Annotated in this window: 19 protein-coding genes; 16 read left to right on the plus strand and 3 right to left on the minus strand. The window is 71.2% G+C overall.

The window, feature by feature from the left end; genetic code table 11:
* Window positions 1-27: 27 nt before the first annotated feature.
* The 8 genes from pyrE (at window position 28) to ACFY1H_RS02985 (ending at window position 4,176) form a co-directional block, all read left to right on the plus strand.
* Window positions 28-591: an orotate phosphoribosyltransferase gene (pyrE, locus tag ACFY1H_RS02950; protein ID WP_366580221.1), complete on the plus strand. Its 564-nt coding sequence runs from the start codon at window positions 28-30 to the stop codon at window positions 589-591.
* An 80-nt stretch (window positions 592-671) separates the two neighbouring features.
* On the plus strand, window positions 672-1,220 hold the full coding sequence (locus ACFY1H_RS02955; RefSeq protein WP_366580223.1) for a sigma-70 family RNA polymerase sigma factor: 549 nt from the start codon (window positions 672-674) through the stop codon (window positions 1,218-1,220).
* Window positions 1,211-1,768, plus strand: a complete 558-nt coding sequence (locus ACFY1H_RS02960) for an anti-sigma factor family protein (protein WP_386944173.1) — start codon at window positions 1,211-1,213, stop codon at window positions 1,766-1,768. The genes ACFY1H_RS02955 and ACFY1H_RS02960 overlap by 10 nt, the downstream gene beginning before the upstream one ends.
* Window positions 1,765-2,133 carry an Asp23/Gls24 family envelope stress response protein gene (locus ACFY1H_RS02965; protein ID WP_386944175.1) on the plus strand — a complete coding sequence of 123 codons (369 nt, stop codon included), beginning with the start codon at window positions 1,765-1,767 and terminating at the stop codon, window positions 2,131-2,133. Before ACFY1H_RS02960 ends, ACFY1H_RS02965 begins: the two co-directional genes overlap by 4 nt.
* Window positions 2,130-2,387, plus strand: a complete 258-nt coding sequence (locus tag ACFY1H_RS02970; RefSeq protein ID WP_386944177.1) for a hypothetical protein — start codon at window positions 2,130-2,132, stop codon at window positions 2,385-2,387. The genes ACFY1H_RS02965 and ACFY1H_RS02970 overlap by 4 nt, the downstream gene beginning before the upstream one ends.
* 109 nt (window positions 2,388-2,496) lie before the next feature.
* The gene (locus ACFY1H_RS02975) at window positions 2,497-2,934 is read left to right on the plus strand and encodes an Asp23/Gls24 family envelope stress response protein (protein WP_364054515.1); all 438 of its coding nucleotides are present in this window, start codon (window positions 2,497-2,499) and stop codon (window positions 2,932-2,934) included.
* A gap of 182 nt (window positions 2,935-3,116) precedes the next feature.
* Complete coding sequence (locus tag ACFY1H_RS02980; RefSeq protein WP_366580545.1) at window positions 3,117-3,503, plus strand: DUF2784 domain-containing protein; 387 nt, start codon at window positions 3,117-3,119, stop codon at window positions 3,501-3,503.
* Window positions 3,504-3,519: 16 nt separating this feature from the next.
* Entirely contained in the window at window positions 3,520-4,176 is a 657-nt protein-coding gene (locus tag ACFY1H_RS02985) for a TrmH family RNA methyltransferase (RefSeq protein ID WP_386944179.1), read from the plus strand.
* A gap of 305 nt (window positions 4,177-4,481) precedes the next feature.
* Here ACFY1H_RS02985 and ACFY1H_RS02990 read toward each other — a convergent pair whose 3' ends face one another.
* The gene (locus ACFY1H_RS02990) at window positions 4,482-5,387 is read right to left on the minus strand and encodes a hypothetical protein (RefSeq protein ID WP_386944181.1); all 906 of its coding nucleotides are present in this window, start codon (window positions 5,385-5,387) and stop codon (window positions 4,482-4,484) included.
* A 132-nt stretch (window positions 5,388-5,519) separates the two neighbouring features.
* On the opposite strand from ACFY1H_RS02990, the gene ACFY1H_RS02995 reads away from it, so the two are divergent.
* Complete coding sequence (locus ACFY1H_RS02995) at window positions 5,520-6,542, plus strand: glycoside hydrolase family 76 protein (RefSeq protein WP_366580236.1); 1,023 nt, start codon at window positions 5,520-5,522, stop codon at window positions 6,540-6,542.
* A gap of 181 nt (window positions 6,543-6,723) precedes the next feature.
* Here the strand turns inward: ACFY1H_RS02995 and ACFY1H_RS03000 are convergent, their stop codons facing one another.
* The gene (locus ACFY1H_RS03000) at window positions 6,724-7,590 is read right to left on the minus strand and encodes a substrate-binding domain-containing protein (RefSeq protein WP_366580238.1); all 867 of its coding nucleotides are present in this window, start codon (window positions 7,588-7,590) and stop codon (window positions 6,724-6,726) included.
* 107 nt (window positions 7,591-7,697) lie between these two features.
* On the minus strand, window positions 7,698-8,726 hold the full coding sequence (locus ACFY1H_RS03005) for a LacI family DNA-binding transcriptional regulator (RefSeq protein ID WP_366580240.1): 1,029 nt from the start codon (window positions 8,724-8,726) through the stop codon (window positions 7,698-7,700).
* Between the two features lie 106 nt (window positions 8,727-8,832).
* Between ACFY1H_RS03005 and ACFY1H_RS03010 the strand changes: the two genes are divergently transcribed.
* From ACFY1H_RS03010 to ACFY1H_RS03040, 7 genes are all read left to right on the plus strand, one after another.
* Window positions 8,833-9,855 carry a substrate-binding domain-containing protein gene (locus tag ACFY1H_RS03010; protein ID WP_366580242.1) on the plus strand — a complete coding sequence of 341 codons (1,023 nt, stop codon included), beginning with the start codon at window positions 8,833-8,835 and terminating at the stop codon, window positions 9,853-9,855.
* Window positions 9,852-10,847 (plus strand): ABC transporter permease, encoded by a 996-nt coding sequence (locus ACFY1H_RS03015; RefSeq protein ID WP_386944184.1) that lies wholly within the window; start codon window positions 9,852-9,854, stop codon window positions 10,845-10,847. Before ACFY1H_RS03010 ends, ACFY1H_RS03015 begins: the two co-directional genes overlap by 4 nt.
* Complete coding sequence (locus tag ACFY1H_RS03020; protein WP_366580246.1) at window positions 10,844-11,668, plus strand: ATP-binding cassette domain-containing protein; 825 nt, start codon at window positions 10,844-10,846, stop codon at window positions 11,666-11,668. Before ACFY1H_RS03015 ends, ACFY1H_RS03020 begins: the two co-directional genes overlap by 4 nt.
* A 7-nt stretch (window positions 11,669-11,675) precedes the next feature.
* Window positions 11,676-12,530 carry a PfkB family carbohydrate kinase gene (locus tag ACFY1H_RS03025; protein ID WP_386944840.1) on the plus strand — a complete coding sequence of 285 codons (855 nt, stop codon included), beginning with the start codon at window positions 11,676-11,678 and terminating at the stop codon, window positions 12,528-12,530.
* A complete protein-coding gene (locus ACFY1H_RS03030) occupies window positions 12,527-13,162 on the plus strand; it encodes a nucleoside/nucleotide kinase family protein (RefSeq protein WP_366580250.1) in 636 nt (211 codons plus the stop codon). The genes ACFY1H_RS03025 and ACFY1H_RS03030 overlap by 4 nt, the downstream gene beginning before the upstream one ends.
* A complete protein-coding gene (locus ACFY1H_RS03035; protein WP_386944187.1) occupies window positions 13,159-13,905 on the plus strand; it encodes an SDR family oxidoreductase in 747 nt (248 codons plus the stop codon). Before ACFY1H_RS03030 ends, ACFY1H_RS03035 begins: the two co-directional genes overlap by 4 nt.
* A 294-nt stretch (window positions 13,906-14,199) precedes the next feature.
* Window positions 14,200-14,613, plus strand: a complete 414-nt coding sequence (locus tag ACFY1H_RS03040) for a VOC family protein (RefSeq protein WP_366580254.1) — start codon at window positions 14,200-14,202, stop codon at window positions 14,611-14,613.
* The last annotated feature ends 277 nt before the right edge of the window (window positions 14,614-14,890 follow it).

Genomic DNA, 14,890 nt, shown 5'->3' on the forward strand with positions numbered 1-14,890 from the left:
TCGGTGGCGTGTGTAAGACTCTCGGCCGTGGCGTACCCCGGGTTGGATCAAAGTGCGAAGCTCGAACTGGCCAGGCTGGTCACCGAACTGGCCGTGGTGCACGGCAAGGTGACCCTATCGTCGGGCAAGGAAGCCGACTACTACGTCGATCTCCGCCGGGCGACCCTGCACCACGCGGCGGCGCCGCTCATCGGGAAGCTGCTGCGGCAGCTCACGGCCGACTGGGACTACGTCGCCGCCGGCGGCCTCACCCTCGGCGCCGACCCGGTCGCGCTGGCGATGCTGCACTCCGCCGCGAGCGACGGGATGGTGCTCGACGCCTTCGTCGTCCGCAAGGCGGTGAAGGAGCACGGCATGCAGCGCCGCATCGAGGGCGTCGAGGTGCGGGGGCAGCGCGTGCTGGCCGTCGAGGACACCTCGACCACGGGCGGCAGTGTGCTCACGGCCGTCGAGGCGCTGCGCGAGGCCGGGGCGATCGTCGCCGGCGTCGCCACGGTGGTCGACCGCGACACGGGCGCGCGTGAGGCCATCGAGAAGGAAGGTCTCGAGTACCGCTACCTGCTCGACAAGGACGACCTCGGCCTGAGCTGAGCGCGATTCTCGAAGATCACCGAGAATGCGTGCGTGACGAACGCCCCCTCGCAGGTGTCCCCCTGGTGGAAGGGGGTGCCGTGACCACGACGGAGCTCGACGACGCGACGCTGGTCGGCCGCGCCCGAGACGGCGACGTGCGGGCGTACGAACAGCTCGTGCTGCGTTACCAAGCACCCATGTTCCGGCTCGCGGTGAAGATGCTCAACCACCGTGGCGACGCCGAGGACGTGGTGCAGGAGGTGTTCCTCGGCGCCTGGCGCAAGCTCGCGCAGCTGCAGGACGACAGCGCGTTCGTCGGCTGGCTCTACCGCAGTACCGCCAACCGCTGCCTCAACGTGATCCGCGCGCGCCGTCCGCAGGCCGACGTCGACCTGGAGCTGGCCGAGTCGCCGCGCACCGACGGACAGCCGGAGCACGCGGCGCAGGTCAACGGGCAGCTCGAAGCGCTCAACGCGGCGTTGCAGCAGCTCACGCCGCCGCAACGCGTGTGCTGGCTCCTGCGTGAGGTCCACGGCCGCTCCTACGACGAGATCGCCGAGGTCGTCGGGGTGAACCCGGCGGCGGTCCGGGGCCGCATCGCCCGGGCTCGGGCGCAGCTGGCGGAGGTGATGAAGCCGTGGCGGTGAACCAAGGGTATGAACTGCCCTGCGGCCGGGACCTGGACGCGCTCTGGGACCGGCTCGACGCGGTCGACGAGCACGAGGCGACCTGCCCGCACTGCGGCACCGCGCGCGCGAGCCTCCGGGCGTTGCGTGAGGCAACGGCCGAGCTCGTCGCCGAGCCGGATCCGGTGCCGCCGGGCCTGGTGGGACGCATCATGTCGGCCGTGCGCGCGGAGGCGCGGCGCGGACAGATGCTCGACCTGCCGACGCCGGAACCAGGGCGCGTGGAGGTGAGCGAGGCGGCCGTTGCCGTCGTGCTCCGGTATGCGGCCGACTCCGCGGGTGACGTCCGCGCGCGGCGCTGTCGCGTCCGCGCGGTCGGGGTGGCTTCCGACGGGGGCGGGATCGTCGAAGTCGAGCTCACCCTCGCGGTGCGGCTGGGCAACGTCGCCGGTGCCGAGACGTTGGCCCGGGTGCGCGAACGCGTCACGGCCGCGGCCGCGGCGCGCGTCGGGCTGACGCTCGCGAAGCTCGACCTGCTGGTCGAAGACGTGTACGAGGACGGGGAATGACGGGCGAGGCCGAGTACGTGATCGCGGACCCTGTGGTCGCGAGCGTCGCGGCCCGGGCCGCGCTCGACACCCCCGGCGTGGTGCGGCTGGAGCCGGGCTTGCGCGGTCTCGTCACGGCGTGGACGCGGGCGGCGCGCGGGCGGTGGCAGGGACTGGATCCGGCCCCGATCGACGGGGTGCGCGTGCGCAACGTCGAGGGCGGGCTGTCGGTGGAGGTCGACGTGGTGACGTCGGCGTTCGACCAGGCCGCGGCCGTGGGGCGAGCGGTGCAGCGGTCGGTGACGCGCGTGGTGGCCGAGCAGACGGGGCTGGCGGTCGGCGCCGTGGTGGTGTCCATTGTGGATATCGAGCTGGAGCGCCGGTGAGCGTCGCCGAGCGCGTGGTCGCGGCACTGGCCGATGTGGAGGGATTGCGGCCGGCCGTCGAGCGGAGTTGGGGTTCTGCGGTGGATCTGACGCCGGCGGCGGTGCAGGTCCGGCTGATTGCCACGCGGCTGCCGCTGCCGCCGTTGCTGGCGCGGGCGGAGGCCGTGGTGCGGCCCGTGCTGGCGGACACGGAGTGGGCGGGCGCGACGTTGCGGCTGATCGTCACCGACGTCGACGCCGGCGCGTTCTCCTGAGCGTCACACGATCGGGTCGTGACGATCACCGGACCGTTGTGTCGAAGAGGTGACGGGGCAGGAAAGCCTTGTCCCGCCGCGTTTCCCAACCTACTGAGGGAGATTTTCGATGACTGTCGCCGAGAAGACCGTTGACCTCGTGGTGGCTCCTGGCCTCGTGACCGACCAGGGCACCACGACAATCGCCGACGTGGTCGTGCAGAAGATCGCCGGTCTCGCCACGCGCGAGGTGCCGGGCGTCCACGCACTGGGCGGCGGCGCGGCGCGGGCGCTGGGGGCGCTGCGCGACCGCATCCCGGGCGCGTCGGCGAGTGCCGGCCAGGGCGTGGCCGTGGAGGTCGGGGAGAAGCAGGCGGCGGTGGACCTGGAGATCGTCGTCGAGTACGGCGTGCCCATCGCGGACCTTTCGCGCCAGGTGCGGCGCAGCGTGATCGGCGCGATCGAACGCATGACGGGGCTGGAGGTCGTCGAGGTGAACATCAACGTCGGCGACGTGTACATCCCGAGTGCGGACGAAGAGCCCACCACGAGTGATCGGGTGCGGTGAGGGATCTTTCCGGCACGGAGTTCGTACCCGGAGTGACCACTCCGTTACCCCTTGGGTGAACGCGTTGCTCCCCTGGGTTGAACATCACAGCGAGTGAGGAATTTTCGCCCGCCGGGGCACGGTTACCGGAGTAACGTCGCTGGTAGAAGCCGTGGGGAAAGGGGGCGGTGGTGAACGCTTCGGTGGCGCATTTCCTCGCCGACGTGACGGTGGCGGTGCACATCCTCGCCCTCTTGTTCATCGGGCTCGGCGGTTTCCTCGCGTGGCGCTGGCCGCGCGTCGCTCTCGTGCACGTGTTTTTCGCGGCGTGGGGCGTGCTGGTGAACGTCACCCCGGTCCCGTGCCCGCTGACCGCGGCGGAGAACTTCTTCCGGCACCAGCAAGGACTTGGTGACTTGCCGGGCGGGTTCAACGCGTACTACCTGTACGACACCGTGGTGCCGCGTTCGCTGCTGCCGGCCGTCGCGGTGATCGCGTTGGCGCTGGTCATCTTCTCCTACGTCGGCGCCTACCACCGCTGGCGTCACCGCCACGACGACACTCCGGCTCACCGCGTCCGCCTGGGCTGAGCGAGAATCGTCCCTTGTGACGGAAGATCCCGAGGCCGGCCCCACCGAGTGGGTGGGTCGTGAGCCGGTTGGTGTGGGTCCTTGGGTGGGCCCGTGGCCCACGGACCCGCGGTACGACCCTGAGTTGCTGGAGCACGGGGACCATCGGAACGTGGTGGACGCGTACCGGTACTGGCGCCGCTCGGCCATCGTGTCCGATGTGGATGCTCGGCGCCATCCGTTCCACGTGGCCATCGAGAACTTCCAGCACGACCACAACATCGGCACGGTCGTCCGCACGGCCAACGCCTTCGCCGCCGCCGAGGTACACATCGTGGGGCGCCGGCGCTGGAACCGCCGCGGGGCGATGGTGACGGATCGGTACCAGCATCTGCGACACCACGAGGATGTCGCGGGGCTGGTGTCTTTTGCCGCTTCTGCCGGGCTCGCGGTGGTTGCGGTGGACAACACGCCGGGTTCGGTGCCGGTGGAGGTGGCTTCGTTGCCGCGGCAGTGCGTGCTGCTCTTCGGCCAGGAGGGTCCGGGGCTGTCGGAGGAGGCTCAGGCTGCTGCGTCGATGGTGGTGTCGATCGCGCAGTTCGGGAGCACGCGGTCGATCAACGCCGGGGTTGCGGCGGGGATTGTGATGCATGCTTGGGTTCGGGAGCATGCTGATTTGTCGCGGTCTTGGTGATTTCGCCGAGGACCGGCTCGACCCGCTGGCGCGGATCATTGCCTTGTTCCGCGGTGTGCGCGGGCACCCCGATTTTTTAGTGTCACTACGGTCTGGACCACTTGTCAAGGCGGGAAAGAGTACCTTGACAAGTGGTCCAGACCGCGTGGAAGGCGGGGATCGAGGTGCAGGGCCGGGTCTGGGTGCGCCTCGGGTTGTGTAGGTCGGTCGCCGGATTTCGGTGTTGTGGGCCGCTTCTTTGAGTTTGTTGCGGGGTTGGGCTGGGGTCGCTGGGTGGCTCCAGCTGGGCGCCTGGGTTAGGGCTTTCAGCGGTGGGCGGGCGCCGGAGCGGTGACGCCGGTGCGGCGCTGGGCAGGAGCCGGGGCGGTGACGCGGGTGCGGCCGACGGCGGCAGTGGTGCCGCGCTGCGCGGGCGCGCTGATCCGTCGTGCGGGAGCCGCGGCACTGCCGCGCTGCTCGTGAGCTGCGGCGGCAACACCGGTGCGACCGGTCGGCGCCGGCGCGCTGGCCGGGGCGACGCCCCGAGCGGGAGCAGCGGTGCCGCGCTGGGCAGGAGCAGGTGCAGAAGCGCCGATGCGACCGGCCCGGGCCGGGGCAGCCGTGCCGCGCTGGACCGGAGCGGGGGCGGTGGTGCTGCGTTCGGCGGGTGCGGAGGCGCCGGTGCGGCCGGCCGGTGCCTCTTGACGCCGGGCCGGGGCAGCCGTGCCGCGCCGGGCGGGAGCGGGTGCGGTGGTGCCGCGCTGGATCGGAGCGGCGACACCGGTCCGACCTGCCGGAGCCGTGGCCGCTCGGCGCTGGGTCGGGGCAGCCGTGCCGCGCTGCGCCGGAGCGGGTGCGGTGGTGCCGCGCTGGACCGGGGCGGCGACACCGGTCCGACCTGCCGGAGTCGTAGCCGCCCGGCGCTGGGTTGGGGCAGCCGTGCCGCGCTGGGCGGGAGCGGGCGCGGAGGCGCCCCGTTCGGCGGGTGCGGCGACATCGGCGCGGCCGGCCGGGGCCGCTTGACGCTGGGCCGGGGCAGCCGTGCCGCGCTGGGCGGGAGCGGGGGCGGTGGTGCCGCGCTGCGCGGGTGCAGGAGCAGCGGTGCGCTGGGCGGCAACCGGAGCCGGAGCGCTGGTGGTCGCGGCGTTGGCGGCCGGGCCGAAAAGCGCGAGAGCGCCGCAGGCGGCGGCCACGCCGATGAGACCGGAAACGGTGAGCTTATTGGCGTTCATGGTGTTCTCCCCGACTGTCGAGTGGATCTTGGGCCCCACCGAACGTAGGGGCGGGTTGTCAGGAACCGGTTTCAATCGGGTCAGGCCGGGATCAGGGGGCGGCATCCTGCGCGAACGGGCAGAATCGCGGGTATGAGCGTCGACCGGGTTGGGCGGGCGGCTGCGGCGGAGCGCGCCGTGCGGGGGCGGCACCTGCGGCGCGTCTGGGGTGTGCCCGGGACGGTGCTGGGGCGCAGCGGCTGGCCGCCGACCGTCGGGCAGCGGTTGCACTGGCACTGGAACTACTGGTGGCAGGCGCATTTGCTCGACTGCCTCGTCGACGCCCAGCTGCGCGACCCGCAGCCCGAGCGGGCGAAGGTGATCGTGCGGTTCGCGAAGTCCGTGCACTTCCGCAACTTCGGAAAGTGGATCAACGACTACTACGACGACATCGCCTGGCTCGGCCTTGCCCTGCAACGCGTCCGCGCGCTCGACCTGTCCGATGTGGACCGCGCCATCGCGGACATCGACGCCCAGCTCCACGAAGGCTGGACCGATGACGCCGGCGGCGGCATCTGGTGGCGCCGCGGCGACACGTTCAAGAACGCCCCCGCCAACGGCCCCGCCGCCATCTTCCACGCCCGCGAAGGCGACGCCACCCGCGCGCGCGACATGACGAAGTGGCTCACCGACACCCTCGTCGACCCCGCCACCGGCCTCGTCTGGGACGGCCTCCGCGTCGACACCGGCGAGCTCATCAAGCACATTTTCACCTACTGCCAAGGCGTCTACCTCGGCGCATGCCTCGAACAGTCCAATGTGGACGCCGCCTCTCGCACCGTCCGCGCCATCGCCACCCACCTCGCCCCCTCGGCCATCCTCCGCGGCCAAAACGGCGGCGATGGCGGCCTCTTCGCCGCCATCGCCGCCCGCTACCTCGCCCTCGCCGTGCCGCGCCTGCCCACCCCCGAAGCCGCCACCGCCCGCACCCTCGTCCTCACCACCGCGGACGCCTGCTGGTCCGGCGCCACCCAGACACCCACCGGCCCCCTGTTCAGCGCCGAATGGGCCACCCCCGCGCCCCTGAGCCCACCCCCCGCTGACGCTCCCGAACGCGACCTCTCCGTCCAAACCGGAGCGTGGCTACTCCTCGAAGCCGCCGCGACGCTCGCCTAGGCCGACGCTTGTCCACAGGCACCCCGAGTTGTGGACAACTTCGGCCCTCGCGCCTCGATCACGAATTTTTGTCGGTGGGGGCCGATAGAATGGGTCCAGGGCCTGCCCCCTGGGAGGGCGGGGCCGCGTGCCGGCGGTGGTGAGAGCGAAACCGGGCGGGGAGAGCGAAAGCCGTGAAGCTCTAGCAGCCGCATGAAGCGCGGTGCAAGAACCGTGGCGCAAGCCGCACCGCTTCCGGGCGGCGGTCTGGCTCCTGCACCCGCGCCATGAGCAGCTGCACGGCCCGGCGGCCGATTTCCGAGATCGGCTGGGCCATGGTGGTGATGGCGGGAGACACGGTGCGCGCCCAGGCCATGTCGCCGAAGCCGACGACGGCGAGTTCGGCGCCGATGTGGATGCCGCGGCGGTGGGCTTCCCATTGGACGCCCATGAGCATCGACTCGCCGGCGACGACCACCGCGGACGGCGAGGGCCAGCCGTCCAGGAGTTTGGCGGCGGCGCGGGCCGCGCCGCCCGGGGAGGACATGCCGCAGGCGACGAGTTCGGGGTTGTAGCGCAGGCCGGTGCGGTCGAGGCCGAGGCGGTAGCCCAGCGTGCGTTCTTCGCTGACGGCCGAGTCGGCGGCGCCGGTGATCATGGCGATGCGCCGGTGCCGCCGCGAAGCCAGGTGCTCCACCAGCGAAGACACCGCCTGGATGTTCTCCGAGCCCACCTGGTCGACGTCGTTGCGGCCGGCGATGCGGTCGACCAGCACCGTGGGGACGCCCGTGCGCACCAAGCCGTTGATGACCGCGTCGTCGCCGGGGGCCGGGACCAGGAGCACCCCGTCGACGCGGTCCGCCCGCAGCGCGCGCACCACGGCCGCCTCTTCGGCGACGGAATCGTGGGTGTCGGCGAGCATGAGGTCGCAGCCGGCGCGCGCGGCGGCGCCGCGGATCGCGCGCAGCAAATCGCCGGTGTACGGGTTCGCGTGCATGCCCAGGGCAACACCGAACCGGTGCGTGACCGGCGTACCCCAAACCGGGATCTCCGGCGCCAGAGCGGTCATGTGCGTGGCCCTCGTCGTCGTGCTTACCCAACGGTAACCGCTCGGGAGGCCCAGCCGAGATGCGCGAAAGGCGATCCACTCCAAGAATCACCAGTGTGAGTGAACGGTCAGGCCGCTCCGGGGCACCCGCACGACTGCCGGTGGCGCAGCGTGGGCGGCAGCCGCACGGTCTCGGCCGCGCGCGTCGGGTCGGCGAGGCGGGCCAGCAGCAACTGCACGGCGCGGCGGCCGATCTCCTCGATCGGCTGCGCCATCGTGGTCAGCGGTGGATCCACCAGGTCGGCCCACTCCACGTCGTCGTACACGACCACCGGCAGGTCACGGCCGATGCGCAAGCCGCGCCGGCGGGCCTCGTGCAGGACGCCGACCATCATGCTGTCGTTGGCCACCACCAGCGCCGTCGGCGGTTCCGGCAGCGCCAGCAACGTGCTCAACGCCAGCGCGCCGCCGTCGCGGTGCGAGTTCCCGCAGGCCACGAGGTCGGGCGACCACGCGAGCCCCGAACGGCCCAGGCCCAACCGGTAGCCGAGCACGCGTTCGTCGCTGGTCGTGAGGCCGGGCGCGCCGGAGATCATGCCGATCCGCCGGTGCCCGAGCGACGCGAGGTGCGCCGTCAAAGCCGAGGTGGCCTGGATGTTCTCCGCCCCGACCTGGTCGACGTCGGTGCGGGTCGAGAGCCGGTCGATGAGCACCGTCGGCACGTCCAGCGACACGAGTTCACCGATCACCGAACCGTCGCCCGGGGAGGGAGTCACCAGCAGGCCGTCGACGCGACGGGACCGCAGGGCCCGCACCACGTCACGTTCGGTCGCCGTGGCGTCGTGCGTGTCGGCGAGCAGCACCGTGTAGCCGTTGGCGGAGGCCTCCCGCTCGATCGCCTGCATCAGCGCCGCGAAGTACGGGTTGGCGACCAGCGAGATCGCCATCCCGATCGAGCGCGTACCGCCCGTGACCAGCGAACGAGCGATCGCGTCACCGGTGTAGCCGGTGGTCTCGATGGCCCGCAGCACGGCGGCCTTCGTGTCCTCCGCGACGGCGCGCGTGCCGTTGACGACGTGCGAAACCGTCGTGATCGACACCCCGGCGAGCTCCGCGATGTCGCGCTGGGTGGGCCGGGAGGAGCGGGTTGGTGGCATGTCAGTCCTTCACGAGGTTCACTCGCAAGCGTTTGCGCAAACGCTTGCGACGTGTGCTGAGTCTGTCTACCTTGCCGACCATCGGCAACCTCGCAGGAGGGCATCCATGAGACAGCGCAGTCTCTCCGCACTGGTGCTGATCGTCGCAGTCGGCGCGATGGTCACCACCGGCTGCACGGTCGAGCGCCACTGGGGCGGCAACACGACCCCGGCCGGCAGCGGCAAGGCCAAGGTCGGCCTGGTCACCAAGACCGACACGAACCCGTACTTCGTCGAGCTGCGCAACGCGGCCAGTGCGGCCGCGAAGGCCAACGGCGCCGACTTCAGCGCGCTCGCCGGCCAGTTCGACGGCGACAACGACGGCCAGGTCCGGGCCATCGAGAACCTGATGCAGCAGGGCGTGAACACGATCCTGATCACCCCGAGCTCGTCCACCGGTGTGCTCAAGGCGATCAAGGACGCGCGCGACGCCGGCGTGCTCGTGATCGCGCTCGACACCGCCACCGAGCCGGCCGACGCCGTCGACGCCACCTTCGCCACCGACAACTTCGCGGCCGGCCAGCAGCAGGGCGCGTACGTCAAAGCCGCGCTGGCCGGCGTCGACCCGAAGCTACTGATGGTCGACGGGACCGCCGGCTCCTCCGTCGACACCGAACGTCACGGCGGTTTCCTCAAGGGCATCGGCCTCACGGACTCCTCGCCCCAGATCAAGGGTCACACCGCGGCCAACGGCGACCAGAGCCTCGCGCAGCAGGGCATGGAGAACCTGTTGCAGCGCACCACGGACATCAACGCCGTGTACTCCATGAACGAACCCATGGGCCGCGGCGCGTACGCCGCGCTCAAGGCCCGCGGCCTCACCGACCGCATCGTGATGGGCTCGATCGACGGCGGCTGCGAGGGCGTGCAGAACGTCAAGGACGGCCTCTACGCCGCCACGGTCATGCAGTTCCCGAAGAAGATGGCCGAACAGGGCGTGCTCGCGGCCGTCGAATACGCCAAGACCGGCAAGAAGCCCACGGGTTTCGTGAACACCGGCTCCACCGTGATCACCGACAAGCCCATGCCGGGCGTCCCCAGCCAGAACACCACGTGGGGCCTGCAGAACTGCTGGGGAGGCGCGAAATGACCACCGCGACGGTGAACGGCACCCGGGAGCGCGAGTCGCTCGGCGAGTTCCTCCTGCGCGCGCCCGCGGTCGGCCCCGCGCTCGCGCTGATCGTGGCCATCGTGGTCTTCTCCCTGGCCACGGACACGTTCTTCGACCTCGACAACCTGTCCACAGTGGTCCAGCAGTCGCTGGTCGTCGGCACGCTCGCGCTCGGCCAGACGCTGATCATCCTCATCGCCGGCATCGACCTGTCCAACGCGGCGTCGATGGTCGTGGCGACGCTGATCATGGCCAAGCTCGCCGCGGCCGGCATCAACGGCTTCGTCGCGCTGCTGGCGGGAATCGCGTTGACGGTGCTCGTCGGCCTGTTCATCGGCACACTCGCCACGCGCATCAAGCTGCCCGCCTTCATCATCACGCTCGGCACCTTCACCGGCCTCACCGCCGTCGCGAAGCTGATCGCCGGCGGCCAGGCCGTGCCGGTCACCGACGGGCTCCTGCAGTGGCTCGGCACCAAGCGTTACCTCTTCGGCGGCATCCCGATCACCTACGGCATGACGCTCGCGCTGATCATGTTCCTCATCGTCTGGTACTCGCTCACGAAAACCGCGTGGGGCAAGCACGTCTACGCGGTGGGCAACGCGCCGGAGTCCGCACGCCTGTCCGGCATCAAGGTCAACCGCACGGTGATCTCCGTGTACCTGGTCGCGGGCTTCTGCTTCGGCATCGCCGCGTGGCAGGCGCTCGGCCGCACGCCGAACGCCGACCCGAACCAGTTCCAGCTCGGCAACCTCGACTCGATCACCGCCGTGGTCCTGGGCGGTACCAGCCTCTTCGGCGGCCGCGGTTCGGTGCTGGGCACGCTGTTCGGCGCGCTGGTCGTGGCGGTGCTGCGCTCGGGCCTCACGCAGATGGGCGTGGACGGCAACTACCAGGACCTCGCGACCGGCGCGCTCCTCATCGCCGCCGTGGTCGTCGACCGGATCGCACGGAGGCAGCAGCAGTCATGACTTCCGACAACGGGCAGCAGACCACGCTTTCCGCGCGCGGCCTCGTGAAGCGCTACGGCCGCGTGACTGCCATCAACGGCGCCGACTTCGACCTCTACCCCGGCGAGGTGCTCGCCGTCGTCGGCGACAACGGCGCCGGGAAGTCCAGCCTCATCAAGGCGTTGTCGGGTGCGCTGATCCCCGACGAGGGCGAGATCCGCGTCGACGGCCGGGTCGTGCACTTCAAGTCCCCTTTGGACGCTCGCCACCACGGGATCGAGACGGTGTACCAGGACCTGGCCGTGGCGCCGGCGCTGGACATCGCGTCGAACATGTTCCTGGGCCGGGAAAAGCGGCTGCGCGGGCCGTTCGGCGGCATCGCGCGCAAGCTCGACACGGGCGAGATGCGCAAGGAGGCGCAACGGATCCTCGACGAGCTGGGCATCAACATCAAGTCCATCAACCAGCTCGTCGAGACGCTTTCGGGCGGCCAGCGCCAGGGCGTCGCGGTGGCCCGCGCGGCGGCGTTCGGCACGAAGGCCGTGATCATGGACGAGCCGACGGCCGCGCTCGGCGTCGCGGAGTCGGCGAAGGTGCTGGAGCTGATCGGGCGCATCCGCGACCGCGGGCTGCCGGTGGTGCTGATCAGCCACAACATGCCGCACGTGTTCGACATCGCCGACCGGATCCACGTGCACCGGCTGGGCAAGCGCGTGGCCGTTGTGTCGCCGAAGACGCACACGATGAACCAGGTCGTCGGCCTGCTGACGGGCGCGCTGCAGCTCGACAAAGGCGGTGAGGTCGTGGAGGTCGCGGCCACCACGCACGCCGGGCTCACCTGACGTGCGCGTGCTGCTGGCGGGGTTGTGCACCGTCGACGTCGTGCAACGGGTCTCGCAGTTCCCGGCGCCGGGCGAGAAGGTGCAGTCGCTGCGGGTGGACGTCGCGGCCGGCGGGCCGGCGACCAACGCCGCGGTGACCGTGGCCGCGCTCGGGGCCGCCGCGACGCTCGTGACCGTCGTCGGGGCCCACCCGCTGGCAGCGCTCGCGCACGCCGACCTCATCGCGTGCGGGGTCGACGTCGTGGACCTCGACCCCGCGCGTACCGATTCGCCGCCGCTGAGCGCCGTGGTCGTGCGCGCCTCCGACGGGGAGCGAACGGTCGTTTCGCGCAACGCGGCTTCCGGTGCGCCGGTGGAGGTTCCGGATCTCAGCGAGTTCGTGCGTCAAGCGGACGCCGTGCTCGTCGATGGGCATCACCCCGAGCTCGCGCTCGCCGTCGCGCGGGCCGGGCGGTCACTCGGCGTGCCCGTCGTGCTCGACGCCGGCAGCTGGAAACCGGTGCTCGACGACCTGTTGCCGCTGGTCGACGTCGCCGCGTGCTCCGCGCACTTCGCCGCGCCCGGGCCGGGGCTGCGTGAACGCGGAGTACCCGTCGTGATCAGGACCGCGGGGCCGGATCCGGTGCGCTGGAGCACTGCGGAAGACTCAGGCCAGGTGCCTGTCAACGATGTCGAGGCGCGGGACACACTGGGGGCCGGCGACGTGTGGCACGGCGCGCTCGCGCACGCGATCGCGGCCCGTGGAAGCTCGGTGGACGGGTGGATCCGGCACGCGAACGCGGTGGCCGCCGAGCGCGTCCGCCACGTGGGGCCGCGGTCGTGGACGGCGGCGATCTCGAAGTTGGGAGAAGGAGTGCGATGACGGCGTTCGAAGACCTCCTGGCACGGGCCGAAGGGCTCGCCAAGCCGCGGCAGCGCAGCGTGCTCGGCATCATCGGCGCGCCCGCGTCCGGCAAGACCACGCTGGCCTGGGCGATCGCCAACGCGCTCGGCTCCCGTGCGGCCGTCGTCGGCATGGACGGCTTCCACCTCGCGCAGGTGGAGCTGCGCCGGCTCGGCCGCGCCGAGCGCAAGGGCGCGCCCGACACGTTCGACGCCGCGGGCTACGTCCACCTCATCCGCCGGCTCGCGAAGGGCAAGGAAACCGTGTACGCGCCGGAGTTCCGCCGCGAGATCGAGGAACCCATCGCCGGTGCGGTCGCGGTGGCGCCCGAGGTGCAGCTCGTGATCACGGAGGGCAACTACTTGCTGCTGCCCGACGACCCGTGGAGCGGCGTGCGCCAGTACCTCACCGAGGCGTGGTTCCTGGCGCCCGACGAGCCGGAGCGGATCGAACGGCTGGTTTCGCGCCACCGTCGTTACGGCCGGTCACTGGTCGAGGCGCGCCAGCGGGCGCTCGGCTCGGACCAGCGCAACGCCGACCTCATCGCGAGCACGCGTGACCGTGCCGACCTCGTGCTGGAGAACCTGCCGCTCGTGAACTTCGCCCTGTGAGCGGAGTTCTCGTTGTCACGGGCGGCAGCCGGGGCATCGGCGCGGCGATCTGCACGCTCGCCGCTTCGCGGGGCTACGACGTGGTGGTCAACTACTCCGGCGACTCGGAGCCGGCCGCGGAGGTCGTTTCGCAGGTGCGCGCGCACGGGCGCAAGGCCTTGGCGGTGCGCGCCGACGTCGCCGACGAACGGCAAGTCCGCAAGCTCTTCGGCACCGCCGGGGAGATGGGGTCGCTGGTCGGCGTTGTGAACAACGCGGCCATCACGGGCAACACGCCGGGGCGCCTCGACGAGCAGAGCGCGGCCACCGTGCGGCGCGTGCTGGAGGTCAACGTCGGCGGGGTGTTCCTGTGCTGCCGCGAGGCCGTGCGGCGGCTCTCGACTCGGTACGGCGGTCCCGGTGGCGCCATCGTCAACGTCTCGTCCACGGCCGCGCGCACGGGCTCGGCCGGCGAGTGGGTGCATTACGCGGCGACGAAGGCCGCCGTCGACACGCTCACGTACGGCTTGGCGCAGGAAGTGGCGGGCGAGGGGATCCGGGTGAACGCCGTCGCGCCCGGCCTGGTGGCCACGGGCCTGCACTCCGCTGCCGGCTTGCCGGACCGCCTCGAGCGCTTGGCGCCCGGGATCCCGCTGGGCCGGCCGGGCGAGCCCGCGGAGATCGCCGAGGCCGTGCTGTGGCTCCTGTCACCCGCGTCGTCGTTCACGGTCGGCGCCGTGCTGGAGGTCGGCGGCGGCCGCTGAAAGTGCGTCCCACCATGTGGTCTTCGCGCATTTCAGCGTTCCGCTGGGGCGCTACTCGTGTTCACGTCATCCCGGCTTGTGGGACGCCGGGCGACGAGGAGATCACGATTCGTGGCGGAAGTCGGTGAATCCGCCCGCCCGATCGGGGCGGCTGTGTCACTCTGGTGGAGCCTCCGGGGCAGTCGGACGACCGGGGCCACGGCGGCGCCGGTTCACGGGGTGGGTGACAAGCGCCCCGCGTCGCAAACGCACGGAGTGCGCAGCCGGGGGTCGGAAAGGACGGCCGCAAAAGTCATGCCCAAGCTCACGTCTGTGCACCATCTGGCGCTCACCGTGACCGATGTGGAACGAAGCGTCCCGTGGTACGCGCGGGTGCTCGACCTCGAGGAGTGCCACCGCCGCGAAGACCCGGAAACCGGGATCCACAAGGTCGTGCTGAAGTCCGCGGGCGACGGGTTCTCCGTCGTCCTGGTCCAGCACCCCGACACCGACCGCCGCTGCTTCGACGAACGCCGGACGGGGCTCGACCACGTCGCGTTCTCGGTGTCCTCGAAGGCGGAACTCTGCGAGTGGGAGGACCGGCTCTCGGAGTACGGGGTGTCGTACCTGCCGCCCACGACGTCGCGCACTTTCGAGGGCTCGTCGGTGATCGTGTTCCGGGACCCGGATGGGATTCAGCTGGAGATCTGGTCGGATCCGGAGCTGTAGCGCCTCGTTTTGCCGGGCTGGCCTTGTTTTGCTGGGCTGGCCTCGGGTTTTGTCGAGGCGGGTTTGGTTGTGGCTGAGGTTGGTTGTCCGAGCTTCGTTGTGGTGGCGCGGTTTTGGCGGCGCTCGGGCTTGAGCTGTGGTGGTGGCTGGGCTCGGCGTTGGTGATGTGGTCGCCGGAAGCCCGGAAGCCCGGAAGCCCGGAAGCCCGGAAGCCCGGAAGCCCGGAAGCCCGGAAGCCCGGAAGCCCGGAAGCCCGGAAGCCCGGAAGCCCGGAAGC

Source organism: Amycolatopsis sp. NPDC001319 (assembly GCF_042896185.1).
GTDB lineage: Bacteria > Actinomycetota > Actinomycetes > Mycobacteriales > Pseudonocardiaceae > Amycolatopsis.

Bases quoted from the DNA above. Each gene is read 5' to 3' on its own strand.
- ACFY1H_RS03005 (WP_366580240.1), bottom strand. From the start codon at position 8,726: ATGCCACCAACCCGCTCCTCCCGGCCCACCCAGCGCGACATCGCGGAG.
- ACFY1H_RS03030 (WP_366580250.1), top strand. From the start codon at position 12,527: ATGACGGCGTTCGAAGACCTCCTGGCACGGGCCGAAGGGCTCGCCAAG.
- ACFY1H_RS03010 (WP_366580242.1), top strand. From the start codon at position 8,833: ATGAGACAGCGCAGTCTCTCCGCACTGGTGCTGATCGTCGCAGTCGGC.
- ACFY1H_RS03040 (WP_366580254.1), top strand. From the start codon at position 14,200: ATGCCCAAGCTCACGTCTGTGCACCATCTGGCGCTCACCGTGACCGAT.
- ACFY1H_RS03020 (WP_366580246.1), top strand. From the start codon at position 10,844: ATGACTTCCGACAACGGGCAGCAGACCACGCTTTCCGCGCGCGGCCTC.
- ACFY1H_RS02995 (WP_366580236.1), top strand. From the start codon at position 5,520: ATGAGCGTCGACCGGGTTGGGCGGGCGGCTGCGGCGGAGCGCGCCGTG.
- ACFY1H_RS03000 (WP_366580238.1), bottom strand. From the start codon at position 7,590: ATGACCGCTCTGGCGCCGGAGATCCCGGTTTGGGGTACGCCGGTCACG.
- ACFY1H_RS03015 (WP_386944184.1), top strand. From the start codon at position 9,852: ATGACCACCGCGACGGTGAACGGCACCCGGGAGCGCGAGTCGCTCGGC.
- ACFY1H_RS02965 (WP_386944175.1), top strand. From the start codon at position 1,765: ATGACGGGCGAGGCCGAGTACGTGATCGCGGACCCTGTGGTCGCGAGC.
- ACFY1H_RS02990 (WP_386944181.1), bottom strand. From the start codon at position 5,387: ATGAACGCCAATAAGCTCACCGTTTCCGGTCTCATCGGCGTGGCCGCC.
- ACFY1H_RS02975 (WP_364054515.1), top strand. From the start codon at position 2,497: ATGACTGTCGCCGAGAAGACCGTTGACCTCGTGGTGGCTCCTGGCCTC.